This is a genomic window from Streptomyces gelaticus, from assembly GCF_014649535.1.
Taxonomy (GTDB): domain Bacteria; phylum Actinomycetota; class Actinomycetes; order Streptomycetales; family Streptomycetaceae; genus Streptomyces; species Streptomyces gelaticus.
Map to the genome: position 1 here is coordinate 70,389 of NZ_BMTF01000027.1, position 22,594 is coordinate 92,982.

At 69.5% G+C, this 22,594-nt stretch carries 20 protein-coding genes and 2 pseudogenes; 15 read left to right on the forward strand and 7 right to left on the reverse strand.

Annotated elements, in window-relative coordinates; all coding sequences use genetic code 11:
- Positions 1–9: 9 nt before the first annotated feature.
- The 3 genes from IE107_RS29275 to IE107_RS29285 form a co-directional block, all read right to left on the reverse strand.
- Positions 10–963, reverse strand: a complete 954-nt coding sequence (locus IE107_RS29275; RefSeq protein WP_189547368.1) for an alpha/beta hydrolase — start codon at positions 961–963, stop codon at positions 10–12.
- Between the two features lie 388 nt (positions 964–1,351).
- Positions 1,352–1,873, reverse strand: a complete 522-nt coding sequence (locus IE107_RS29280) for a DoxX family protein (protein ID WP_189547369.1) — start codon at positions 1,871–1,873, stop codon at positions 1,352–1,354.
- A 5-nt stretch (positions 1,874–1,878) separates the two neighbouring features.
- Positions 1,879–2,541 carry a hydrolase gene (locus IE107_RS29285; RefSeq protein ID WP_189547370.1) on the reverse strand — a complete coding sequence of 221 codons (663 nt, stop codon included), beginning with the start codon at positions 2,539–2,541 and terminating at the stop codon, positions 1,879–1,881.
- Positions 2,542–3,070: 529 nt separating this feature from the next.
- Between IE107_RS29285 and IE107_RS29295 the strand changes: the two genes are divergently transcribed.
- The 6 genes and pseudogenes from IE107_RS29295 to IE107_RS29320 all read left to right on the forward strand — a co-directional run bounded on the left by IE107_RS29295 (position 3,071) and on the right by IE107_RS29320 (position 8,524).
- Positions 3,071–3,655: an alpha/beta fold hydrolase gene (locus IE107_RS29295; protein WP_229867330.1), complete on the forward strand. Its 585-nt coding sequence runs from the start codon at positions 3,071–3,073 to the stop codon at positions 3,653–3,655.
- A 259-nt stretch (positions 3,656–3,914) separates the two neighbouring features.
- Positions 3,915–4,577: a helix-turn-helix domain-containing protein gene (locus tag IE107_RS29300; protein ID WP_229867324.1), complete on the forward strand. Its 663-nt coding sequence runs from the start codon at positions 3,915–3,917 to the stop codon at positions 4,575–4,577.
- Between the two features lie 223 nt (positions 4,578–4,800).
- Positions 4,801–4,941: pseudogene (locus IE107_RS29305) on the forward strand (esterase); the annotation flags it as partial.
- Between the two features lie 17 nt (positions 4,942–4,958).
- Positions 4,959–5,678 (forward strand): alpha/beta fold hydrolase, encoded by a 720-nt coding sequence (locus tag IE107_RS29310; protein WP_189547372.1) that lies wholly within the window; start codon positions 4,959–4,961, stop codon positions 5,676–5,678.
- Positions 5,679–6,065: 387 nt separating this feature from the next.
- Positions 6,066–6,791, forward strand: a complete 726-nt coding sequence (locus IE107_RS29315; protein WP_189547373.1) for an alpha/beta fold hydrolase — start codon at positions 6,066–6,068, stop codon at positions 6,789–6,791.
- A gap of 485 nt (positions 6,792–7,276) precedes the next feature.
- On the forward strand, positions 7,277–8,524 hold the full coding sequence (locus IE107_RS29320; protein ID WP_189547374.1) for an MFS transporter: 1,248 nt from the start codon (positions 7,277–7,279) through the stop codon (positions 8,522–8,524).
- A gap of 18 nt (positions 8,525–8,542) precedes the next feature.
- Here IE107_RS29320 and IE107_RS35400 read toward each other — a convergent pair whose 3' ends face one another.
- The 3 genes from IE107_RS35400 to IE107_RS35405 are packed head-to-tail and all read right to left on the reverse strand — an operon-like array spanning position 8,543 to position 9,468.
- Positions 8,543–8,722 carry a response regulator transcription factor gene (locus tag IE107_RS35400; RefSeq protein WP_229867332.1) on the reverse strand — a complete coding sequence of 60 codons (180 nt, stop codon included), beginning with the start codon at positions 8,720–8,722 and terminating at the stop codon, positions 8,543–8,545.
- Entirely contained in the window at positions 8,656–9,162 is a 507-nt protein-coding gene (locus tag IE107_RS29325; protein ID WP_229867334.1) for a hypothetical protein, read from the reverse strand. The genes IE107_RS35400 and IE107_RS29325 overlap by 67 nt, the downstream gene beginning before the upstream one ends.
- Positions 9,163–9,189: 27 nt before the next feature.
- Positions 9,190–9,468 (reverse strand): AAA family ATPase, encoded by a 279-nt coding sequence (locus IE107_RS35405; RefSeq protein ID WP_229867325.1) that lies wholly within the window; start codon positions 9,466–9,468, stop codon positions 9,190–9,192.
- Positions 9,469–9,701: 233 nt separating this feature from the next.
- Here IE107_RS35405 and IE107_RS35955 point away from each other — a divergent pair, with 233 nt between their 5' ends.
- From IE107_RS35955 to IE107_RS29355, 6 genes are all read left to right on the forward strand, one after another.
- Entirely contained in the window at positions 9,702–10,595 is an 894-nt protein-coding gene (locus IE107_RS35955) for a helix-turn-helix domain-containing protein (RefSeq protein WP_308434262.1), read from the forward strand.
- A complete protein-coding gene (locus IE107_RS29335; protein ID WP_189547376.1) occupies positions 10,596–13,343 on the forward strand; it encodes a helix-turn-helix transcriptional regulator in 2,748 nt (915 codons plus the stop codon).
- A gap of 93 nt (positions 13,344–13,436) precedes the next feature.
- Positions 13,437–14,213, forward strand: a complete 777-nt coding sequence (locus IE107_RS29340) for an alpha/beta fold hydrolase (RefSeq protein ID WP_229867326.1) — start codon at positions 13,437–13,439, stop codon at positions 14,211–14,213.
- Between the two features lie 210 nt (positions 14,214–14,423).
- Positions 14,424–15,677, forward strand: coding sequence for a sugar ABC transporter substrate-binding protein (locus tag IE107_RS29345; protein ID WP_189547377.1), 1,254 nt, complete (start codon positions 14,424–14,426; stop codon positions 15,675–15,677).
- Entirely contained in the window at positions 15,649–16,638 is a 990-nt protein-coding gene (locus IE107_RS29350) for a carbohydrate ABC transporter permease (protein ID WP_189547378.1), read from the forward strand. Before IE107_RS29345 ends, IE107_RS29350 begins: the two co-directional genes overlap by 29 nt.
- 11 nt (positions 16,639–16,649) lie before the next feature.
- Positions 16,650–17,465 carry a carbohydrate ABC transporter permease gene (locus IE107_RS29355; RefSeq protein ID WP_229867327.1) on the forward strand — a complete coding sequence of 272 codons (816 nt, stop codon included), beginning with the start codon at positions 16,650–16,652 and terminating at the stop codon, positions 17,463–17,465.
- Between the two features lie 214 nt (positions 17,466–17,679).
- On the opposite strand, the gene IE107_RS29360 is transcribed toward IE107_RS29355, so the two are convergent.
- Positions 17,680–19,242 (reverse strand): MFS transporter, encoded by a 1,563-nt coding sequence (locus IE107_RS29360; RefSeq protein WP_229867328.1) that lies wholly within the window; start codon positions 19,240–19,242, stop codon positions 17,680–17,682.
- 383 nt (positions 19,243–19,625) lie between these two features.
- On the opposite strand from IE107_RS29360, the gene IE107_RS29365 reads away from it, so the two are divergent.
- From IE107_RS29365 to IE107_RS29375, 3 genes and pseudogenes are all read left to right on the forward strand, one after another.
- The gene (locus IE107_RS29365; RefSeq protein ID WP_189547380.1) at positions 19,626–20,204 is read left to right on the forward strand and encodes a Dps family protein; all 579 of its coding nucleotides are present in this window, start codon (positions 19,626–19,628) and stop codon (positions 20,202–20,204) included.
- A 91-nt stretch (positions 20,205–20,295) separates the two neighbouring features.
- Positions 20,296–21,165: a LysR family transcriptional regulator gene (locus tag IE107_RS29370; RefSeq protein WP_189547381.1), complete on the forward strand. Its 870-nt coding sequence runs from the start codon at positions 20,296–20,298 to the stop codon at positions 21,163–21,165.
- A 176-nt stretch (positions 21,166–21,341) separates the two neighbouring features.
- Positions 21,342–22,346, forward strand: a pseudogene (locus IE107_RS29375) (FAD-binding dehydrogenase); the annotation flags it as partial.
- Positions 22,347–22,594 lie beyond the last annotated feature (248 nt).

Sequence of the window (22,594 nt, forward strand, 5' to 3'; positions counted from 1 at the left end):
ACGGCCCCATCACGCCAGGGCCTTGCGCAGGGTGTCGATCGCGACACCGATGGCGAGTTCCGCGGCCTGCGTCTCGCGCAGCGCGTTCAGCATGACGAAGTCGTGAATGACCCCCTGGACGCGCAGGGCGGTGACGGGGACTCCGGCGGCGCGGAGCTTCGCCGCGTACGCCTCGCCCTCGTCGCGCAGGACGTCGGCTTCGGCGGTGATGACCAGGGCGGGCGGCAGGCCGGTCAGCTGATCGGTGGTGGCGCGCAGCGGCGAGGCGGTGATCTGGGCGCGCTCGCCCTCGTCGGTCGTGTACTGGTCCCAGAACCACTGCATGCCGTCGCGGCGCAGGAAGTAGCCTTCGGCGAACTGCCGGTAGGAGTCGGTGTCGAAGTTCGCGTCGGTGACCGGGTAGAAGAGGACCTGGTGGGCGAGGCGGATGTCGCCGCGCTGCTTGGCCATGAGGGTGAGGGCAGCGGTCATGTTGCCGCCGACCGAGTCACCGGCGACGGCGATCCGGGTGCCGTCGAGCTCCTTGTGGTGTCCCTCGCGAGCGACCCACTGGGCGACGCTGTAGTTCTGCTCGATGGCGACGGGGTAGCGGGCCTCGGGTGAGAGGTCGTACTCGGGGAAGACAACGGCCGCCCCGGTGCCGACAGCGAGTTCGCGGACGAGCCGGTCGTGGGTGTGGGCGTTGCCGAAGACCCAGCCCGCGCCGTGGATGTAGAGGATGACGGGGAGGGGGCCGGTGGCACCCCGCGGGCGGACGATCCGGGCGCGGACGTCACCGGTCGGACCGCCGTGGACAGTGATCCATTCCTCGTCGACGGCGGGCAGCAGGACGCCTTCACCGCTCTGGGCGTCGCCCACGGCCTTGCGGCCGTCCGCCACGGGAATCTGATAGAGGAACGGCGGCTGGGCGGTGGCGTCGGCGAACGCCTGGGCGGCGGGTTCGAGGGTCGGCCGGTTCGGCATGAGGGGTTCTCCTTCGGAGGGTGTGGGGAATGGTTGGGCGTTCAGCGGGTGCCACGCGGCGTCGAGGAGGGTCGCCCCGCGCATGAGCCAGTGGTGCTTCTTGCCAAGGGAGTACAAGGTCTGCGTGTTGGCGATTACGCGGTTCAGCCGCCGGCAGGCCTGCATGCGGGTGTCGTGGCCGAGGCCGATCGGCAACTGCTCGGCGTGCCGAACGCCTGGGTTCCGGCGCCCTTCCGGTGCAGCAGCGGCCGGCCGCCACCGCACGGGGGTGTGGTGGTGGATGGGGTGATCGCGGTTTCCTTCAGGTGCTCCTGGTCGGCCGGGTGGGAGGCCCGGCCGCCCGCGCGGGGGACGCGGGTCGGCCGGGCCCGGCCTGCGCGGCTCGCGCTCAGCGCCCGCCGTGGGCGGCGGCCTGCGGCGCCGCCGTGGCCGGCCGATGCAGTACGAGCCGGGTGAGCAGCCCGCTGCCGAGACCCACCACGACGGCGAGGGCCGCCCACCACAGTGGGTACGGCGTGAGGCCGAGGGCCGCGTCGAGCGACCAGGCGCCCGGCCCGGTGGCCGCGAGAGCGGCGGACGTGCCGATGAGGACGAGCGGGTACTCGTACCCGTCGTTCTGCACCCAGAGGCCGTTGTGCCATTTCACGGTGAGCGCGACCGTCATGACTCCCATGGCTCCTGTCGCCGCGAGCGGGGTCAGGAAGCCGACGGCGAGCAGCAGGCCCGATCCGATCTGACCGCCGCCCGCCGCCAGGGCGGTGAGGGCTCCGCCGCGGAAACCGTCGGCGCGGAACTCCTCCGTACCGCCCTCGAGTCCCCTGCCGCCCAGGTGTGTGCTGATCTTCTGCACCCCATGGCCGGCGACGAGCAGGCCCACCAGCAGACGCAGGATCAGAATGCCGGTGTCCAAGGAAGTCAGCCTGCCGCGTGCGCGCCGATGACGCTCTGCGCGTACACGACACCCAGGCCGTACGCGCCCGCGTGGGCCTTGACGATCTCCATGACCGCGCCGTACGTCTCCTGACGCGCCCAGTCACGCTGCAGCTCCAGCAGCACCTGCACCCAGGTCACCGGCACCGCGCCGGCGGCGATCATCCGCTGCAGCGCGTGCTCGTGGGCGGCCGGGCTGACACCGCCGGAGGCGTCGGAGACCACGTACACCTCGTATCCCTGCTCCAGCGCGGACAGCGCGGGCAGCACCAGGCAGACCTCGGTCCACAGGCCCGCCAGGATGATCTTCTTGCGCCCGGTCGCCTTGACCGCCGCCACGAGCGCCTCGTCCTCCCAGGCGTTCATGGTCGTTCGGTCGATGACCTCGTGCTCGGGAAACACCTCGGCAAGCTGCGGCAGCAGGGGGCCGGAGAACGACTCGGCGGCGACCGTGGTCAGGACGGCCGGCACATCGAACGCCTGAGCCGCCTTGGCGAGACCCACGGTGCTGTTGATGATCGCGGCGCGGTCGCCGCTCCCCGTGCCGAAGAACATCTGCGGCTGGTGGTCCACGAAAAGCATGACCGCGTTGTCGGGCGTGAGCAGGTCCGCGCTGGGGGCAGCCTGCACCTTGTCGATGTCGAACATAAAAAAAAGTCCTCTCAGAACAGCCGGTATCGCCTCCACCGCGTTCCCGCGGCTCGGCACATCCCAAAGCTACGACCGTCCCGACCGACCGGCTTTTCTCCCCGCGCCCAGGAATTGGCACGACAGTGCACTACCCGTCAGCGTCCGGATCACGCTGTGAACGCATCCCTGCTGCCGAAGCCGCTGCGCGCCCTGCCCGCAGCCGTCGGGGAACATCGTCCAAAGGAGACGCTGCGGGTCCTTTCCGGAGCACACCGGCTCGATTCCGAGGACTGTGGAAGCGCTGCAGATCCACCGCACCTCGCTGTACCACCGACTGGGGCAGATCCAGGAGATAACCGGGCTGGACCGGACAGCGGCCCGGACCGGCTGGTCCTGCACCTCGGCCTGCGTATCCGGGAACTGCTGCAACCGGACGCGTACGCCGTCACCAGCTGACCGGACCGAACGTCGCTCCCCTCCCCGCCTGTCGGTTCCACTGCTACGAAGTGACGTGCTTTTCGTCGACCGATCCCTACGGAACGCGGTGGTGGCGACGGACCTGGTCGAACGACAATGGGTCCGGGCACGAGCCGACGACGACATCGGCCGGCCATCGTGCGGGTTGCCGACAGGGCGGAGTGAGGTACGCCGTGAGGGTCAGGCAGGGAGTGAGGCAGGGACCATGGGCGAGCTGACGACGAACGACCCCGTGCGGCTGACCTGTCGGGACAGTGGGGGCGATGGCGTTCCCCTGGTAATGCTGCACGGCTGGGGACAGACCCAGGCGATGTTCCGACACCAGATGGACGGTCTCGCTCCGGCCCGCCGGGTCATCACACTGGACGCCGTCTTCGATGTGGCCGGGCTGCTGGAACTCGACGCCGTGCCGGCGGGCCCGGACGGCGCGCAGGTGCGCGACGACTTCGTGCGCGGCGATTTCTCCGGTGACCCCGACCGCGACCTCATCGCGTCCGTCGTCGGCCGGATCCCTGGCGCGCGGCTCCATGTCTTCCCGGCCGGTGTGACGAACTCCCATTTCTCCTTCCCCGAAAACCTGCCTGCCTTCAACGCGGTGGTCGACACCTTCCTTTCCGAAGCGGCGAACGCGGCCCCTTACACCGCGACCCCGTAAATCCCGCGCAATACGCGGGCACTTCACATCACTTTGACGAACGACGGCACGACTGGAGCTCTTGATGACCAAGTCGGTCATTTCACGCATGTCGAAAAATGAAGAAAAGCGCACCACCGAAATACCTCAGGGCGCGGATTCCGGACACTGCAGAACACTTCCCTGGGCAACGCAGAAAGGAGATGGCGCATGCTTGTACCTGGGACTCGAACGCCTGTCACCGGAGACGTCTCCCCATGGGGCAGTTCAGTCCTCCCCGGTGGCCGATGACCTTGTTCTCCTCGACACCCTGGGCCCCGAGCATCTGGTACGCGGCAATGAAATCGTGTTCTTCCGCATCCCCTGCTCCTATCTGGGGATCGCGCAGGACGAGGTGCGGCACCTGACGGGCCTCCGGGTCAGCGGAGCCGGCGGCGTCGCGGCACTGGTGTCGAGGTTCCTGGCCGTGCTGATCGGCGAGAACGGGCTGTGGAACTCGATGAACGGCAAGCGACTCGCCCTCAACGCCGTGGACGTCATCGCACTGCTCGTTGCCGAACTCCTCACGCCTTTCCGGTCCGATTCCACCGAGAACGGCAGCGAGATGCTGGCCCGCATACGGTCGTACATCGAAGAGAACCTGATGGACCCGGATCTGTCGCCGGAGTCGATCGCGCGCGCCCACCACATATCCGTCCGCTACCTGCACAAACTGTTCCAGGGCGACGGTACGACGGTGAGTACGCATGTACGGCAGCGCAGGCTCGCCGCCTGCCGCCTCGACCTCGGCCGGCTGCCGAACCGGAGGCGCTCCGTGGCCGCGATCGCGCAGAGCTGGGGCTTCGCCAGCCCCTCCCACTTCAGCCGTCTCTTCCGCCAGGCCTACGGCGAGTCGCCCAGCGAATGGCAGGTCTCGGCTTCCGTCCGGGAAGGGAATCCCTGACACCTGCGCCCGGCGCCGCCGACGGGCAACTTGAACGCGCTACGGCGCCAGCACTGGTGCACGGGCGCGTCATCCTAGGAGCCACGGCTTCGTAGCGTGGTGCCGTGGGCCGTGAGAAGCGCCGTCGCGCACGGCCCTCCACCTTCTTGCCGGCAGGCCCAGCACCATCGGTACAAGGAGTTCGGTATGTCCCACAGTGCCGAGCTGGTGCAACGGGTGCGTCGGCGTCCCCGTCACCGCCGTCCGCTTTCAGGACGTCATCCACGACTTCGTCATGCTCGGCGCACTCCGTGAAACCCACGCCGCCCAGGCCGCCATCACGTCGGCCGGCGACGCCCTGCACACCGCACTGAACACGGTCTGAGAAGAAAGAGTCCACACATGTCTCCTGCTCATCCCACGGTCGTGCTCGTGCACGGCGCCTTCGCCGACGCGTCGGGCTGGCTCGGCGTCATCGACGAACTGCAGCGCGACGGCATCGCGGTCCTCGCGGTGGCCAACCCACTGCGCGGCCTGGCCTGCGACGCCGCCTACCTGGCCTCCGTGGTCTCCCGGATCGACGGTCCGGTGGTGCTCGTCGGTCACTCCTACGGCGGTGCTCTGATCACCGTGGCGGGCACCGCGGACAACGTCGTCGGACTCGTCTACATCGCCGCCTATGCCCCCGAAGAAGGCGAGAGCCTCAGCGAGTTGCAGGACCGCTATCCCGCGCCTCCGCTCGCCGACAGCCTGAAGCAGTGGACCTACCCGACCGGCGGAGGGAAGACCGCCACCGAGGTCAGCATCGCCCCGGAGGCGTTCCCCGCAGTCTTCGCCGCCGACGTTTCCCCGTCCGTCGTCAGGGTGCTGGCAGCATCCCAACGTCCGCTGGCCGCCTCTGCGTTCACCGAGGCGGCCACTGCGGCGGCTTGGCGGACGAAACCTTGCTGGGCCCTCGTGGCCGACGCGGACCGGGCGATCAACCCCGATGTGGAACGCTTCGGCGCCAGGCGGGCCGGTGCCACGACCATCGAACTGGAAGGCGCTTCGCACGCGGTCGCCATCTCCCGGCCGTCGGCGGTGGCGGACCTGATCCGCGACGCTGTTTGCGCGACGAGTTGACGAACACAGGCTTCCTCACGGACCGGAACGGCTGACCGGGACGCCGCACCCCGAACTCGGGGAACAGCGAACGCGGGCCGGGGCAACGCCTCCCAGCGGTGCCCGGCAGGGCAACGTGGGCATGGACAGGCCACAGCCAGGGCGCGGACGGACAATCACGCCGCCGCGCAGTCCCTAGAGTCGCTCACGTATCGGCGATTTCCCGCGCGGGGTCTGACGGGAACCCTCCCGCAGAATCCCCGGCCGCCCGGTCAGCGCACACCGCACACCGACCGATCCCGACGCCGGCCCGCGACATCCCCACGGCGAAGGGGCCACCGCGGCAGCCCCGACCCCGCCGACAGGCCGCACGACAGCCGACCACCCCATTGATCAGGGAGTTCCCCCATGCTCAGTTCCGACAAGCCGACCGTCGTCCTTGTGCACGGCGCCTTCGCCGACGCCTCCAGCTACGCCCAGGTCATCCCCCGGCTGATCGCCCGCGGCCTGGACGTGGTCGCCCCGGCCGTGCCCAACCGCAGCCTGACAGGGGACGCCGCCTACGTCGCCTCCATCGTCCGGCAGATACCCGGTCCGGTCGTCCTCGTGGGCCACTCCTACGGTGGCGCCGTCATCACGGTCGCCGGCACCGAGGACAACGTCAAGGCACTGGTCTACCTGGCCGGTTACGCCTTGGAGAAGGGCGAGAGCCTCGGCGAACTGCAGGGCCGCTTCCCGGACAGCGACCTCGCCACCGCACTCGTCCACACCCCCTTCCCGATAGAGGGCTCGGCCACGCCCGGCACCGACGTGTCGGTCCGGACCGACAGATTCCCGGCCGTCTTCGCCGCCGACGTCGACCCCCGCCTCGCTTCCGTCCTCGCCGTGTGCCAGCGCCCGCTGGCCGCACAGGCCTTCGCCGACCGGGCCCCGGCCGCGGCCTGGAAGACCAAGCCCTCCTGGGGCCTGGTCGCCTCGTCCGATCACACCATCAACCCCGACGTGGAGCGCTACGGCTACCGGCGGGCCGGCATGACCACCGTCGAGGTCGACTCCTCCCACCTGGTGATGCTCGCCCACCCCGAGCGCGTCGTCGACCTGATCGAGGAAGCCGTACGGGCCACCTGCGGCTGATCCCACACCCACTCGCTCGCGCCCGTACGACCGACCGGCCGGGTCCTGTACCTTCCCGGCCGAAGTGCACTCCGGCGACGCCCTGTACCCGGCGTTCACCATCACCGGTCCGGGGCCGCAGTGCGAGAACGGTCGTCGGGCCGCCCTCGCGGCTCGACGACACCACCGGCAGCCCGGACACGGTCCTCGGCCCTCTTTGAGCAGCGGCCACAGCAAGATCCGCTTCGGCTGTTCCGTGCACCGCGGTGGGTGATCCGGTGAACCGCTCCGACCGCCACGGGCAGGCCCCGAGGTGCCGGTGGTCCGGACTGTGCCGGATTCATCTCTGATCGAGATGACTGACATCACGAACCATCGCCTCAGGTGAGGAAGCACCAGAGGCGGGCCGGCGCTTACACCTGCGTGACGGCATCGGAGGAGCTGCCGGCCGTCCCGCACTTCCGCCCACGCCGGGTCCCCCGGCTCGCCCCGACAAGAAGGTGCACATGTCCGCCTCATCCGATCTGCGGAGTTCGCGCCGGACCGCGACCGAAACGCCTCCTCACGGCGTACCGGGTTGGCTGGTCGCGCTCCTCGCCGTCTCCACCGGCATGACGGTCGCCAACCTCTACTACGCCCAACCCCTGCTGTCCTCGCTGAGCGATGTCTTCCACACCAGCACGGCCACCGCCGGGGCACTGATCACACTCACCCAGGTCGGCTACGTGATCGGCATGCTCTTCCTGGTCCCGCTCGGCGACCGGCTGGAGAAGCGCAACCTGATCACCATCCTGCTGACGGTCACCACCCTCGCCCTCATCGCGGCCGGACTCGCCACCAGCTTCCCGATGCTGCTGATCGCCTCACTCGTCACCGGGGCCACCTCAGTCGTCGCCCAGATCCTCGTGCCGTTCGCCGCCGGCCTCGCGCCCGACCACGCCCGCGGCCGCATCGTCGGCCGGGTGATGAGCGGGCTGCTCACGGGCATTCTGCTCTCCCGCACGTTGAGCAGCCTCGTCTCCGACCTCGCCGGATGGCGCGCCGTCTTCCTCGGTTCTGCCGCTCTGATGGCCGTGCTCGCCGTGGCCCTGCGTGCAGCCCTGCCACAGCACGCACCGACCACCACCATCCCGTACCACCACGTGCTGCGCTCCACCGTCCGGCTGGTGCGCACGCACCCGGCGCTACTGCGCCGTGGTCTCTACCAGGCGGCGATGTTCGGCGCCTTCAGCGCTTTCTGGACCACGGTCTCCTTCGTCCTGACCGGCCCCCACTTCCACTACTCCCCGGTCGGGGTCGGTGTGTTCGCCCTCGTCGGCGCGGCCGGAGCAGCCATCGCCCCGTTCGCCGGGCACTGGGCCGACCGTGGGCTCGTACGCCCCATGACCGGCATCGCGTTCGTGGTCGCCGTCCTGGCCTTCGCGCTCGCCGGGTTCGGCGGGCACAGCATCGTACTGATCGGCCTGGCCGCGATCCTCGTCGACATGGCAGTACAGACCACCCTGATTCTCGGCCAGCACACCGTTTACCAACTCGACCCCGCCGCCCGCGCCCGCCTCAACAGCGCCTTCATCGCCACGTTCTTCGCGGGCGGAGCGGTCGGCTCCGAACTCGGCTCCGTCGTCTACCACGCCGGGGGCTGGACCGCTCTCACCGTCTTCGGCGCGGCCCTGCCCCTCGTCGCTCTCGTCTACTGGACCACGGAACGTCGGCAGGGGCCGGCAGCGAAGCCGGGCACGGCAAGCCTGGCCTGAGTACTGAACGGGTTGCGCTCAGTTCACGCTCAGCTTGTCCCTCAGCTGGCCGCGAGAAGTGATCCCGAGCTTCGGGAAGATGCGGTACAGGTGCGCGCCGATCGTTCGCGGTGACAGATACAGTTGCCGGCCTATCTCCTTGTTGGAGAGGCCTTCCGCTGCGAGCTGGGCGATCTGGAGCTCCTGGGGCGTGAGCAGGTCCCGGTCGGTACGGCTTTGACGCTTGCTGCCCTCGCCCGCCGAGCGGAGTTCCTGGCAGGCACGTTCGCGCCATGGCTCCACACCGAGGGCCGCGAAGGACTCCCGGGCGACCCGCAGCGGAGTGCGACGCGTTCCCGCAGTTCCCGCCCGGGGTCCGACCACCAGCACCGCCGCGCGGCTGTGCGCAACAGCCGCAGGGCCAGTTCGGGATCGCCGGCCGCGGAGGCCTGCTCCGCTGTGGTGATCAGCAGCTGGAGCCGGGGGGTGCTCCTGTCGACTTCCACTTCGAGCCCCTCGCGCAACAGGAGCAGGCCCTGGGCGTCGTCCACGGCCAGCAGAGCGGCGGCTTCGGCGGTCGCCTCGCCGAGCAGGCCGAGCGCGGCCAGGGCGATCATGAAGAGCTGGGGCGCGGAAGCGGTGCGGGACGGCTCCGCCATGCCGAAGGCACCCAACAGCGCTTCCGCCTAGGTAGGAGGAAGGTGCGAGACACGATCCGTCATGGTGCGGGTCAGCTGGTGCAGCCCCGCGAACGGCAGATGGGCCTCGATCTGTACACCTGATGCCTCGAGGACGATGAATCCCGAGTTCCAGGCCCGGATGACGGCATGGTCCAAGAGGGAGGACTTGCCGATCCCCGGGGCTCCTCGAATCAGAAGCGCACTGCCGCGCCCGGGCAGTTCGTCGACCAATTCGTCGACAGCCGCCAGCTCCTCGTCCCGACCGAACAGTATGGTGCCCGACATCCGATATTCCTCTGTGCCACTGCTCTGACCTGGACAGATACACTCTATGTGCACGAAGAGAACAGGCAGAGTGCGCTGAGAGTCACATGCCCGCCGAGGCATCGCCTCATTGCAGTCGCTTCGCAGTCATCGTGCCGACGACTAGGTCATTCCCTGTTCCAAGCTGGACGCGGTACCGAGCCGACCGATTGTGCGGTGGCCGGTCCCGGCACGCGACCGACAGGAGAGCGCCCATGACATCCGTCCCGCGTGGCGTGGACATGAAGACCTGCATGGTCCCCCGCCGCGTCCTCGGCGTACGGGACGACCAGCTGGAGCAGGTGACGGCCACCGTGATCGACGCCGACAATCCGGTGGCCGCCCTGGTCGCACCGCTGCTCGTGACTCTGGCCGAGACGGCCGCGGACTGCCCTGAGCATGTTGCCGGTCGACTGGCCTGCAACTTCACCGACCTGGTGGCCACCCCCGTCGTCGAGCGGTCCGCCGGTGACAGGGCGGGCGCGGTCGGCTCCCGATACACCCGGACCTGGGAAGTCTGCGCCTACGTGGACCGGCACCTCGAGGATCCGGAGCTCGGACCGGACACGATCGCGGCCGCGCACAACATCTCCGTCCGGTCCCTCCACAAGCTCTTCGCCGGGGAGGGAATCACGGTCAGCCGCCTGATCCAGCGCCGCCGGCTGCAGGAGTGCGCCAGGGACCTCGCCCGCGGCGACAACGGTGAACGGACGGTCTCCGGCGTGGCCCGCCGTTGGGGCTTCTCCGATCCGGCCCACTTCAGCCGGCTCTTCCGCACCGCCTACGGCATGTCTCCGAGCCGGTGGCGCGACACGCGTGGCGGCGCTGTGCCGTCCGGCCGCCCGGCTGTGATGGATGGTCCTTCCCCGGCTCCGGCGGAGCACGACCGCATGGCGCCGGGCGGTCTCCGCCCTGCTCCGTCCGGTCACGGGAAGCGCGGCTGGAGACCCGCGGTGACGGAGCACACGAAGACGGTGGCCCCGGCCTGCGGTGAGGTGGCCACGCACGGCGTGCCCGCCAAAAGCCGCGGTCGGCGGGAGGGCGAGGTCACCGGTCGGCCCGGGCAGAGTCCGGCTTCGGCAGGCGAGTGCGGACGGGAAGGGGCATAAATGGCACGGTCAGGCGCGCCGCTGTCCCGTAGCGGCCTGCGCGGCCGGGAGGCCGAGCTCGAAGAGCTTCAGGCGCTGATCGCCTCGGTGGCCCGCACCGGAAGCGGCGGGTTGACCCTGATCCAGGGGGAACCCGGCATCGGCAAGACCACGCTGCTCGCCGAAGCCGTGTCCAGGGCCAGGGCAGCGGGATTCTCGGTCGGCGTCGGCAAGGCCGACGAGCTGCATCACATGGTGCCGCTCTCGTCGTTGGCGGCCTGCCTCCTGCACGGCGATCAGCCGCTGCTGTCCGGCGACGCCTTTGCCGATCTCGCCCGCAATCACGATCAGCGGATCTGGCTGGTGGAGCGCCTGGCAGAGGCGATCGAAGCCAGAGCAGGCAGCATGCCGGTGCTGATCGGCCTGGACGACGTGCAGTGGGCCGATCCGCTGAGCCGGTTTGCCCTGCAGCAGCTTCCGAGACGCCTGCGCACCTCGCCCGTTCTGTGGATGCTGACCGGGCGACGGGAGCCTGCGGGCCCAGCGGAAGAGGTCGTCGCGGCCACGACCGGCGACCTTCCGACGGTCACCGTGTCCTTGGGGCCGCTGTCCGGCGCGGCCATCGGTCAGCTGGCCGGCGACACGCTCGGAGCAACGGTCGACGAGCGGGTACGGGACCTGCTCGACGGAGCCGGCGGGAACCCGTTTCTGGCGGTCGAGATGCTTGCGGGACTGCGGACCGCCAGGGCCTCCGACGACCTCGTGCCCTCGGGGCTCGTGGTGGGTGTGCGCGGCAGACTCAGATCCCTGCAGCCCGGCACATTGCGCTTCCTGCAGATGGGAGCGGTGCTGGGACGCAGGTTCGGCTTCCACGACGCCGCCGCGCTCTGCGGCCAGCCGTCCGCCACATTGATCGCGGCGCTCGAGGAAGCCGTGTGCGCCGAACTCCTGGACGACGACGGCGATCAGCTGGTCTTCCGGCATGATCTGCTGCGCCAGGCGGTCTACGTCGACATCCCGCCGTCGGCCCGGAAGGCTCTGCACCGGGAGGCTGCCCGCCGCCTTGTCGCCGCGGGCCACCGGCCGATCGACGCGGTGCCGCACATCCTCAGGGGGGCCCTGCCCGGAGACGAGGAAGCCGTAGCGCTGCTGCAGCGAGCGGCTGATGACGTACTGTCGGTCACGCCGGGCCTCGCGGCCGACCTGATGACGCGCGCCCTGGAACTGGTGCCGTCTGCACGGCCGCTGAGGTTCATGGTGGGTGAGCAGACGATCCTCTGCTTGACACGGGCCGGCAGGAACCGGGAGGCGCTGTCGGCGGGCGACCGGCTACTGGCCGACCGGCCACCGCTGGAAACGTTCAGTCGGCTGCAGGCTGCCCTCGGCGGAACGCTGTGGAACATGGATCTCGCAGGCGAACTGCGCCGCCGGGCCGAAACCGCTCTCGCCGTGGGGGGCACCGCCCCGGAGATCTGCGCAAGGCTGGCCGCCCTGCGCGCACTGGCCTTGTCCCGGGACCATGATCTCGTCGCGGCACGTGAGGCCGGCGAGACCGCGCTGCATGCCGCCACCGCGAGCGGTGACCGGGAGGCCCACATCCTGGCCCTGTCCGGGCTCGGCGAGATCGCGCTGAACGTGGGTGACAACGCGGTGGCGCTGGAGCGCTTTGCCGCGCTGAGCGCCATCGATTCCGCTTTCCTTCCCGAAGAGATCGTCGCGCACCTGCACATGGACGACTTCGAGTCCGGCGAACGACTGCTCCTGCAAGCAGCGGACAAGGCCGGGGCGATGCGTCAGGCAATGATGCTGTGGGCACAGGGCCAGCACGATCTGGGACTCGGCCGGCTCGACGACGCCGATGCCGAATTCGTGACCATGGAACGCCTCGAGCACGAGGTACAGGTACCCGTCCAGCAGGTGAACGGTCGAGTGATCCGCTCCCGGATCGCTCTGCTGCGCGGCGACCGGGAAGCGGCGCGGGAGCACCTGATCGCAGCGCAGGAAGGACTGGCGGTCAAACCGAACCCGGGCAACACGGCCGCGGTGCGCTTCCTGGAAGCGGTCCACGCCGAGGCCGACGGGGACATCGGGCTTGCGGTCGACAAGATTCGGCAAGTACAGCAGGAAGGCTTCTTCATGCGCTGGCGGCTCTTGCGCGACTGGGTCGATTCCGCGATACGCATGTCCCTGCGCGGCGCGGAGCACGAGCTCGCCGAGGACCTGGCCGCGCAGGCCGGAGCCCACGCCGAACGCAACCCGGCCGTGCCGACCGCCGCAGGCATCGCGGCGCAGGCCCTCGGACTCGTGAAAAATGACCCCGCCGTGCTCGAACACTCCGTGGAGCTGCTCAAGGCAAGCCCTCGCCCGCTGGCCCGGGCCGCCGCGTACGCCGATCTCGGACACGCACTCCTGGCAGCAGACCGGAGAGATCAGGCAGTGACCGCGCTGGCTCACGCCCGTGGCACGTTCACCGAGTCGGGCGCCCACGCCGCAGCGGCACGTGTACAGCGCGCCCTGGAGGGTGCAGGAGCAGGCAGCCGCAGGGCAGCGACGGTGCAGCGCCCCGTCCAGGGATGGGGGGCCCTCACGGCCTCGGAGAAGAAGGTCGCGCGCCTCGTCGCCCAGGGCCATACCAACCGGTCGGCCGCCGACCTGCTCGTCGTGTCCCCGCACACGGTCAACACTCACCTGACGTCCGTCTTCCGCAAGCTGTTGATCAACTCCCGGGTTCAGCTCGCCAACCTGGTCACGTCCTTGCCCGAGGGCTGAGCGGAACCATTGGTACGTTCACGCGATGCCGTGCCACATCCGAACGCGCTTGGCTGGGGCATCCCCTCCCCCGCTCAGTCGGAGGTCAACGGCATGCACAGACCCACCCCCGTACCGCCGACCATCGTGCTTGTGCACGGGGCGTTCACCGATGCCTCGTCGTGGGCGGGGGTCATCGGTCTCCTTCACGCCGCCGGACTGACCGTGCGCGCCCCGGCGAACCCGCTGCGCGGTCTGGCGCAGGACGCCGCCTACATCAGGAGCTTGGTGCGTGACATCGACGTCCCTGTCGTGCTGGTCGGCCACGACTACGGTGGCGCGGTCATCACACACGCCGCCACCGACACCGACAACGTCGTGGCCCTGTGCTACGTCGCAGCGTTCGGCCTCGACGTGGGCGAGTGCGTCCTGGACATCACAAACCGCTTCACCCCCGCACCGGTGGCCGAAGCGACCTTCACCGTCGCTCTCCCCACCCGGATTCCCGGCCCCGACCACGAGCTGTACATCCGTAGGGAACGGTTCCATCACGTGTACGCCGCCGACCTGCCGCCCGCCGTCGAGAAGGTGCTGTCCGTGACGCAACGCCCGATCGCCCGCAGTGCGCTGACCAGTAGATCGGGCCCGCCGGCATGGGCTTCCAGGCCGTCCTGGTACGCCATCGCGACCGCCGACCGGATACTCAACCCCACTGCTCAGCGCTTCATGGCGCAACGCATGGCGGCCACCGAATACGTACTGGACGGCTCGCACGCCGTTGTGCTCTCGCAGCCCGACGCCGTGGTGGCGATGATCAGGGAAGCCGCCGAGCAGGGCGATGACCGCGGTGACGACAACGGCCTTCGACAAGGCTTCCGGGCAAGTGAATGAGGTGATCACGCGCCTTCGGATACACGGAAACCGCCGCCGCATCCTACGGAAGTCGCTCTTCCGGATGCCTCGCGCCGCGGGTCGATCAGGGGCGTTTAATATGCATTCGAACGAAAAGGCCGGTGGGCCGCCCTGACGGCACCCCTGGAGTCCTCACACCCTCGCGACACCGACTCCGGTCACAGACAGTCACTCGGTAAAGGCATCAGCATGATCTCACCGGCCAGACCGCCGGCGCGGCGGATCGCCGCCCTCCTGACCGGAACCATCGTCCTGGCACTGGCCGCCACGGGGTGTGGTGGCAGAACCGGTGCCGGGTCCGCCACGGGCAAGGTCGCCTCCATCACCGCGCTCGACTACTACACCGACGAACCCGAGCACACCCAATGGGGCGAGATGCTCACCGCGTGCGGCAAGACCGCCGGTGTAAAGGTCGAGCAGACAAGCGTTCCGGGGGCGTCTTTGACCCCCAAGGTCCTGCAGCAGGCGTCGTCGCGGACCCTTCCCGACCTGCTGATGCTCGACAACCCCGACCTGCAGCAGATCGCACAGACCGGCGCGCTGACCCCTCTGGACGAGTACGGCATCGACTCCAGCGGCTATGCCGAGGGCATCCTGTCGGCGGGCACCTACAAGGGAGAGCTGTACGGACTGGCCCCGAACGTCAGCACGATCGCCCTCTTCTACAACAAGGACATGCTCGCCAGGGCCGGTGTCGCCGTCCCGAGGACCTGGGACGAACTGAAGGCGGCAGCAGCCGAACTGACTCGCCCCGGGCGCTACGGGATAGCGGTCGACGCGAACGCCACTTTTGAGGGCACGTGGCAGTTCCTGCCCTTCCTGTGGTCCAACGGCGGGGACGAGAAGCAGTTGGACACCCCGCAGGCCGCACAGGCACTTCAGCTGTGGGTCGACCTGGTGAAGAGCGGATCCATGTCGAAGTCGGTGCTGAACTGGACGCAGGCCGACGTCCACGACCAGTTCGTCGCCGGAAGGACAGCCATGATGATCAACGGCCCCTGGCGGATCCCGGCCCTGAACCAGGACAGGAACCTGCACTGGGGAGTGGCCCCCATCCCCGTCCCCCGGTCGGGACAGACCCCGGTCACGCCGCTCGGCGGTGAGGTGTGGACAGTCCCGCAGAGCCCTTCCAAGGCCCGGCAGGAGAAGGCCGCCCAGGTTCTCACCTGCCTGAACGACTCCTCGAACATGCTCACCCTGGCCAAGCAGCACTTCACCGTGCCCTCCCGCACCGCGACGGCCGGCCGGTACGCCGAGCAGGTCCCGTCGATGACTGCCTTCGCCAAGAGCGTGGAAGGGGCGCGCGCCCGTACCAGCGAGCTCGGCGCCGAGTGGCCCAAGGCAGCGACAGGGATATACACCGCGATCCAGTCCGCGCTGACGGGCGAGCAGACACCGGAGGAAGCCCTCAGGCATGCGCAGCAGATCGCGACCAGTAGCTGACCTGTCCCCGATCCTCCCGAGGGGCACCGGGCAGGACGACAGCGCCGTCGCCGCGGGGGGCCGGGCCGCGCCCCGGGCACGCCTCGGGGAGCGGTCGGCCCAGTGGATGTTCATCGTGCCCGCCGCGGCATACCTGCTGCTGTTCTTCGGCTACCCGATCGTCAAGAACGTCGTGATGAGCTTCCAGCAGTACACGGCCACGACGTTCTACACGGGTGCCGCGCCGTTCGTGGGCCTGCAGAACTACTCGGACATCCTTTCGTCGGACCTGTTCCCCAAGACCCTGCTGACCACGGTCCTGTTCACCGCCGGCTCGATCACCGGGCAGTTCGTACTCGGCCTGGCCTTCGCCCTGTTCTTCCGACGCCGCTTCCCGCTCGGCGGCGTTCTGCGATCTCTCCTGTTGCTGCCGTGGCTACTGCCGCTGGTCGTCTCCGGAACCACGTGGAAGTGGATGCTCGACCCCGACACGGGAGTCGTCAACGCAGCGCTGCGCAGCCTCCACCTCTCGTCGTCCGGCATCCCCTGGCTCACCGGCACCTCACAGGCGCTGTTGTCCGTGATCCTCATCAACATCTGGGTCGGAATCCCCTTCAACACCGCGATTCTGTACGGCGGCCTGCAGAACATCCCCCCGCACGTGTACGAGGCCGCGAAGCTGGACGGCGCCGGCCCGCTGGCGTCGTTCCGCCATGTCACCTGGCCACTGCTGCGGCCCACGGTGAGCGTCGTGCTGGTGCTCGGCGTGGTCTACACGGTCAAGGTGCTGGACATCATCCTCGTGGTGACGGGCGGAGGGCCGGCCGACGCCACGGAGACCATCGCCACCCAGTCCTACGAACTGTCCTTCCAGCAGTTCGATTTCGGGCGCGGTGCCGCAATGAGCAACGTACTCATCGTCATCTCGCTCGCGTTCGCCATCGTCTACCTGCGCGCCGACCGACGCGCCCGGACCGTCTGAGAGGCGATCTCGTGAAGCGCGCACCGGACCGTGGCCGGCCGTACACCATCGTCGGGATCGCCCTGCTCGCGCTGATGCTGTTTCCCGTCTACTGGATGGTGAACGCCTCCCTCCAACCGACGGGCAGCACACTGCAGGGAGGCTGGTTCCCCTTCCATCCGGACCCCAGCGGATACGCCACTGCGCTGCGTGATCAGGGACGCAACCTCGTCACCAGCCTCGTCGTGGCCCTCGGCAGCGTGGCGCTCAGCCTCGGGCTCGCCGCCCCGGCGGCCTACGCTCTGGCCCGGTTCAACCTCCGCGGAACCAACCTCGTGCTTCTCGGCATCCTGATCACACAGATGGTGCCGGGCATCGTCGTGGCCAACGCGCTCTACAGCGCCTACAACGAGCTGGGACTCCTGAATTCCTACCTCGGGCTGATCCTCGCCGACTCCACCGCGGGGATCCCCTTCGCGATCATCATCATGTGTTCGTTCATGCGGAGCATTCCCAGGGAGATCATCGAGGCCGCGCGCGTGGACGGTGCAGGCAGGCTGCGCGTCTTCCGCTCCGTGGTGCTCCCGGTGAGCACAAACGCGTTGATCACTGCCGCCGTCTTCACCTTCCTCTTCACCTGGAGCGACTTCCTCTTCGCCCTCACACTGACCACCACGGAGACGGTTCGGCCGATCACCCTGGGCGTCTACCAGTACATCGGTGCCCACACGACCGACTGGAACGCCATCATGGCCACCACAGTCATGGCGTCCGTCCCCGCCGCCGTACTGCTCGTCGTCGCACAGCGCTACGTCGCCACCGCCGCCACCGACGGAGCCACCAAGTGAGGGGCGGCCCCTCTCCGTCCGGTCCGTAGCCGGCCTGTGGCCCGATCCAGCGGGTTCACTCGATGTGCCGCCCCAGGGCCCGCTGGCACGGTGTCCCAGAAGGCACAACCGATCGCGACCATCGCCCACCTGGGCCGCACCCCGCCGGCGGGGTGCGGCAGCGGCGAGGACGCGACCGGCGGTCGACTCACCGCTGCCGGGGTGGAGGCGGGCGTCATCCCGACTTGTTCATCGCGTCGGCAGTCTCCTCCGGCCCGGGCGCCGCAGGCCCCGCGGCGGCATCGAATGCGTGGGTCACCTCTGGTGCAGTCCCCTTCACCAACAGGTGGCGGGCCCGCTCCTCGTAGCGCCGGTCGGTGGCCGTGAGCCGGCCGTGATGCTGGGCGAGGTGCTCCGACCACGAGGCGACCAGGTAGTTCTCGATGAAACGCTCCGGGTCGTTGCCGTCCTGGTAGAGCCCCCACGTGAGGGCTCCCGTGCGCCGACGTGAACGGGCCACGTCGTCCATGCAGTCGGCGAAGGCGGCCCGGTTCCCGGCGTCGACCCGGTAGACGACGGAGACCAGCACCGGTCCGTCGGCCGGTCCGGGCTCGAACACCAGGGGCGGAACAGGCCAATGGTCGGACAGGGTCGGGTCGATGGCGTCCGTGCCGTGCAGCGGCCAGCGGCGCACGCTCACCGCGCCGGCCAGGAGCAGCCCGCTCCCGGCCAGGAGGGAGACAGTCAGTCCCAGTCCATCGGCCAGCGCACCCCACACAGGTGCGGCCAGGGCCTGCCCGCCCTGGAAGACCAGGAGGTACACGGCGAGTCCCCGGGCCCTCACCCAGCCGGGCAGCCTCGCCTGGAGGGCCACGTTGAGGGTGGACAGTACGCCGATCCAGGCCAGTCCGGCGGGCAGCAGCACGACCACCGCGAGCCACGGGATCCGGGCCGTGGCCAGTACCGCCAGCACTCCGGCGAACACGAGGGAGCCTGCGGCGAGAGTGCCGTTGACGCCGAGAACGCGACGGACGGCGGGCAGCACGAAGGCCCCTCCGACGGCACCGACACCGACCGCGCCGAGCAGCAGTCCGTACCCTCCCGAACCCAGGCCCAGGGAACGGCTCGCGACCAGGGGAAGCAGCGACCACAGCGCGGCTCCGCCGGGTATGAACAGCACCGTGCGCAGCAGGACTCGGCGGACTCCGGGCGCGTACCACACATAGCGGCGGCCGGCATGCATGGCCGTCAGAAGCTTCTCGCCCTCAGCCGTGGGCGCCTGGGTCGGCGGTCGCTTCCAAAGCGTGAGAACGGCGGCGATGCCGAGGTAGGAAGCGGCGTTGAAGGCGAAGACCCAGCCCGCTCCCGCTGCCGCGACCACCGCTCCGCCGACGGCCGGGCCGAGGGCGCGGGCCAGGTTCATGTTCACGGCGCCGAGCGCGGCCGCCTGTCCCAACTGGCTGCGTTCCACGAGCTCCGGCTGGATCGCCTGCCAGGCCGGGCCCATCAGTGCGGTGCCGCATCCCAGCAGGAAGGTGAGGCCGAGCAGCAGCCCCGGAGTGAGCTCATCCGCGAACGCCAGGACGGTCAGCACAGTGGAGATGGCGAGCATGGCGAACTGCGCGGCGAGCAGCACCTTGCGGCGGTCGTAACGGTCGGCCAGCACCCCCGAAGGCAGGGCCAGCAGCACGACGGGGAGGCTGGAGGCGGTCTGAACGAGCGTCACCAGTGCGGCGTCCTGCCCGACCAGCAGCCACTGTGCGCCCACGGTCTGCATCCAGCTGCCGATGTTGGACACGAGTTGCGCGATCCACAGTGCGCGGAAGACACGCGCTGCGAACGGGGCCCAGGCCGAATTCGGTCGTGGGCGGTCTTGCGGTGACGCTGCGGTGCTCATGCTGGTCCATACCGGAATGAGGATGCGGACACCTTGCATCCGGCAATGTCTCAGGTGCCGTGTGGGCATAGCCGATGGCGACTGTAGGGACGGACGGCGGAAGGCGGTTGACCGAGGGCGCACGGTCTGTGGCCCCTGAGCGCAGTGGTGCGAATACCTGGCACGGGGTATCGCGCACTGTGCGCCGGCGGGCACCACCGCATGCGCTCCCGGTCAATGCGCCCTGCTTCGGGGCACCTAGCGTCACTCGGGTACGCACAGCAAGGCGCCACAGGAGGCGGAGCATGACCACCCATTCCAAGCCCGTGAGCAGCAGCCAGCCGTGGCTGCACCAGAAGGGCGAGGTGATCCAGGAGTTCGGCATCGTCAAACAGTTCCCGATCGGCCTGTCCTATGAGGCGCGGATGTACTCCTGCCAGCGCCTGAACAAGGTCCTGGCGGACACTCAGATCCTTTTCGGCCTCTACAAGAAGCATCACTGGCTGATGCGCGGCGCGACCTTCTACCAACTGCACCTGGTCCTCGACAAGCACGCGGGGGAACAGCTCGAACTCGTCGACACCATCGCCGAACGCGTCCAGTCCCTGGGTGGTGTCGCGGTGGGCGACCCCCGGCACGTCGCGGAGATCACATCGATCCCGCGGCCGCCGGACGGGGTGGAGGAAGTGCCGGCGATGCTGTCACGGCTGCTGGAAGCCCACGAGACCATCCTCGTCGAGGCTCACGACGCCGCCGCCCGGACCGGTGAGCTGGGTGACGACGGCACCAACGATCTGCTGGTCTCACAGGTGATCAGGACCGGGGAACTGCAGACCTGGTTCCTGGCCGAGCATCTGGTCGACACCCCACTCGTCCGCGCCTGAGGACGACGCCCCGTCGTCCGCATACGATGTAGCCGAGATCGAAGCCCGTCGCCTTCACACGGACGGAGCGCTGCTTGATCGGGAGCGGATGATGGATCTGCGGCAGATGGCGGTCGTCGTCTCAGTGGCGGACACGGGCGGTTTCACGGCAGCGGCACGGCGACTGCACGTGGTCCAGTCCGCCGTGTCCAGCACGGTCCGGGCCCTCGAACGCGAACTGGGCACCCCCTTGTTCGACCGCACCACACACCGCGTCGCCCTCACCCCGGCCGGTGAGGCGTTCGTCCCCGCCGCCCGCGCGACGCTCCGGGCCGCCGAGCTGGCCCGGGAGGCCGTCGATGCCGTACAGGGGCAGTTGCGCGGGCGGGTGACGGTCGGCACGATGCAGGGGGTGTGGGCGGGACTCCACCACGCCTTGGCCGCGCTGCGTGCGGAGCATCCGGGCGTGGTCGTGCAGCTGCGGCAGGCGGCGGTCGCCGACATCCGGCAGGCACTGCGTGAGGGCACGGTGGACCTGGCCGTGGTGGCGCTCGACCGCCAGCAGCAGCGCGGGCTCGCGACCCGGCTGCTGTCCCGCGAGGACATGGTGCTGCTGGCGGCGCCCCGGCAGGTGCTCGCCGGAACGACACCGAACGGCAAGGTCCGGCTCGCCGACATCGCCCCGTTGCCACTGGTGGACTTCACACCCGGCTGGGCCATCCGCTACGCGGTCGACCGGGCCTTCCGCGCCGCGGGCGTCGAACGCAGCACGACGTTCGAGGTGAACGACATCGGCGCGGCGGCCGAACTGGTCCGCAACGACCTGGGCGTCTGCATCATGCCCAAGTCCATTGCGGACCGCTTCCCCGATCTGCCCCAGTACCGGTTCGACCGGCACGCACCGACCTGGAAGATCATGGTGGTACGACCTCCTGGCGAGGCACCACCGGCGGTCGCCGCGCTGCTGCGGCACATCACCTGACGGCAGCGGGGTCGTCCCTTGCCATGGACCGCCGCTGCGGCGTGGTCGCGAACGGGCCGCCGCCCGGCACGATGACGGAGCCGCGCATCCGGCTCACCCCGAGGTGGATCAGTGGGACCGGGCCGTGCCTGGTGCCGGCAGGGCCACCTGCGGGAGGCGGGGATCGGGGTCGGCGGGGCGGTATCGGTGCCAACCATGAGCTCGTGCGGAGGCACTGGCCGACGCGTCTGGGCACCCCGCCGTCGCACATGGTCACCGGTGTCCCCGCATACGTCGTCGGCCGGATGCTCGACATCAGCGCCGCAGCGGGGGCGCGCCTGGTCAACCGCGACCGGATGTGGCACTACACCGAGGGCCTGACCAACTGGAATCCGATCTGGCCCGGACACGGCATCCGCGTCCTGCCCGGCCCCTCCCCCCTGTGGTTCGACGCCCTCGGCCGTCGCCTGCCCGACCCCTGCCTGCCTGGCTACGACACCCTCGCCACGCTCCGGCACCTGCGCACCACACCGGACATCGCCGACTACGACCACTCCTGGTTCATCCTCACCCAGAAAATCATCAAGAAGGAGTTCGCCCTCTCCGGCTCCGAGCAGAACCCGGACATCACCGGCAAGGACCGCACCGGGGTCCTCCGCGCCCGCCTCTTCGGCAAGGGCGCGCCACCCGCCGTCGACGCCTTCCAGCGGCATGGCGAGGACTTCGTCACCGCCACCACCCTCGACGAACTCGTCGCCGGCATGAACAGGCTCACAGGCGAGCCCCTGCTCGACGCCGCCGCCCTCCGCCGCCAGATCGAGGCCCGCGACCTGCAGATCGCCAACCCCTACAGCAAGGACTCCCAGGTCCAGGGCATCCGCAACGCGCGCCGCTATCTGGGCGACCGCCTCGCGCGCACCGCCGCGCCCCACCGCGTCCTCGACCCGGCGCACGGCCCCCTGACAGCCGTCCGCCTCCACGTCCTCTCCCGTAAGACCCTCGGAGGCATCCAGACCGACCTCGACTCCCGTGCCCTCGGGGAGGACGGCCGCCCTGTGGACGGCTTGTACGCGGCGGGCGAGGTCGCCGGCTTCGGCGGCGGCGGAGTCCATGGCTACAACGCCCTGGAGGGCACCTTCCTCGGCGGCTGCCTCTTCAGCGGCCGCCAGGCCGGCCGCGCCGCCGCACAGTGCACCGCGTGACCCGACTCCTCCGGCGGGGCTTCATCGTGTCACGAGCTCAGCTCCCACCGATCAACCTCTGGGGAGGATCCGGGGAGTCCCGGACGGCGCGGCGTCCGGTCCCCGCAGGCGCCTTCGCGCACCGGGGCCGGACGTCCGTCGGCCGTTTCGCGGCTACGCGTCCTCGTCGTCGACCCAGCTCATGAGCTTGCGCAGCTCGCGGCCGGTGGTCTCCAGGAGGTGGTCGCTGTCGGCCTTCTTGTACTCGT

What these genes read in the sequence shown, in the direction of transcription:
- IE107_RS29275 (WP_189547368.1), bottom strand. Translation starts at nt 963, where the DNA reads ATGCCGAACCGGCCGACCCTCGAACCCGCCGCCCAGGCGTTCGCCGAC.
- IE107_RS29285 (WP_189547370.1), bottom strand. Translation starts at nt 2,541, where the DNA reads ATGTTCGACATCGACAAGGTGCAGGCTGCCCCCAGCGCGGACCTGCTC.
- IE107_RS29310 (WP_189547372.1), top strand. Translation starts at nt 4,959, where the DNA reads ATGTCTCCTGCTCATCCCACGGTCGTGCTCGTGCACGGCGCCTTCGCC.
- IE107_RS29315 (WP_189547373.1), top strand. Translation starts at nt 6,066, where the DNA reads ATGCTCAGTTCCGACAAGCCGACCGTCGTCCTTGTGCACGGCGCCTTC.
- IE107_RS29320 (WP_189547374.1), top strand. Translation starts at nt 7,277, where the DNA reads ATGTCCGCCTCATCCGATCTGCGGAGTTCGCGCCGGACCGCGACCGAA.
- IE107_RS29325 (WP_229867334.1), bottom strand. Translation starts at nt 9,162, where the DNA reads ATGGCGGAGCCGTCCCGCACCGCTTCCGCGCCCCAGCTCTTCATGATC.
- IE107_RS35405 (WP_229867325.1), bottom strand. Translation starts at nt 9,468, where the DNA reads ATGTCGGGCACCATACTGTTCGGTCGGGACGAGGAGCTGGCGGCTGTC.
- IE107_RS35955 (WP_308434262.1), top strand. Translation starts at nt 9,702, where the DNA reads ATGACATCCGTCCCGCGTGGCGTGGACATGAAGACCTGCATGGTCCCC.
- IE107_RS29335 (WP_189547376.1), top strand. Translation starts at nt 10,596, where the DNA reads ATGGCACGGTCAGGCGCGCCGCTGTCCCGTAGCGGCCTGCGCGGCCGG.
- IE107_RS29340 (WP_229867326.1), top strand. Translation starts at nt 13,437, where the DNA reads ATGCACAGACCCACCCCCGTACCGCCGACCATCGTGCTTGTGCACGGG.
- IE107_RS29345 (WP_189547377.1), top strand. Translation starts at nt 14,424, where the DNA reads ATGATCTCACCGGCCAGACCGCCGGCGCGGCGGATCGCCGCCCTCCTG.
- IE107_RS29350 (WP_189547378.1), top strand. Translation starts at nt 15,649, where the DNA reads ATGCGCAGCAGATCGCGACCAGTAGCTGACCTGTCCCCGATCCTCCCG.
- IE107_RS29365 (WP_189547380.1), top strand. Translation starts at nt 19,626, where the DNA reads ATGACCACCCATTCCAAGCCCGTGAGCAGCAGCCAGCCGTGGCTGCAC.
- IE107_RS29370 (WP_189547381.1), top strand. Translation starts at nt 20,296, where the DNA reads ATGGATCTGCGGCAGATGGCGGTCGTCGTCTCAGTGGCGGACACGGGC.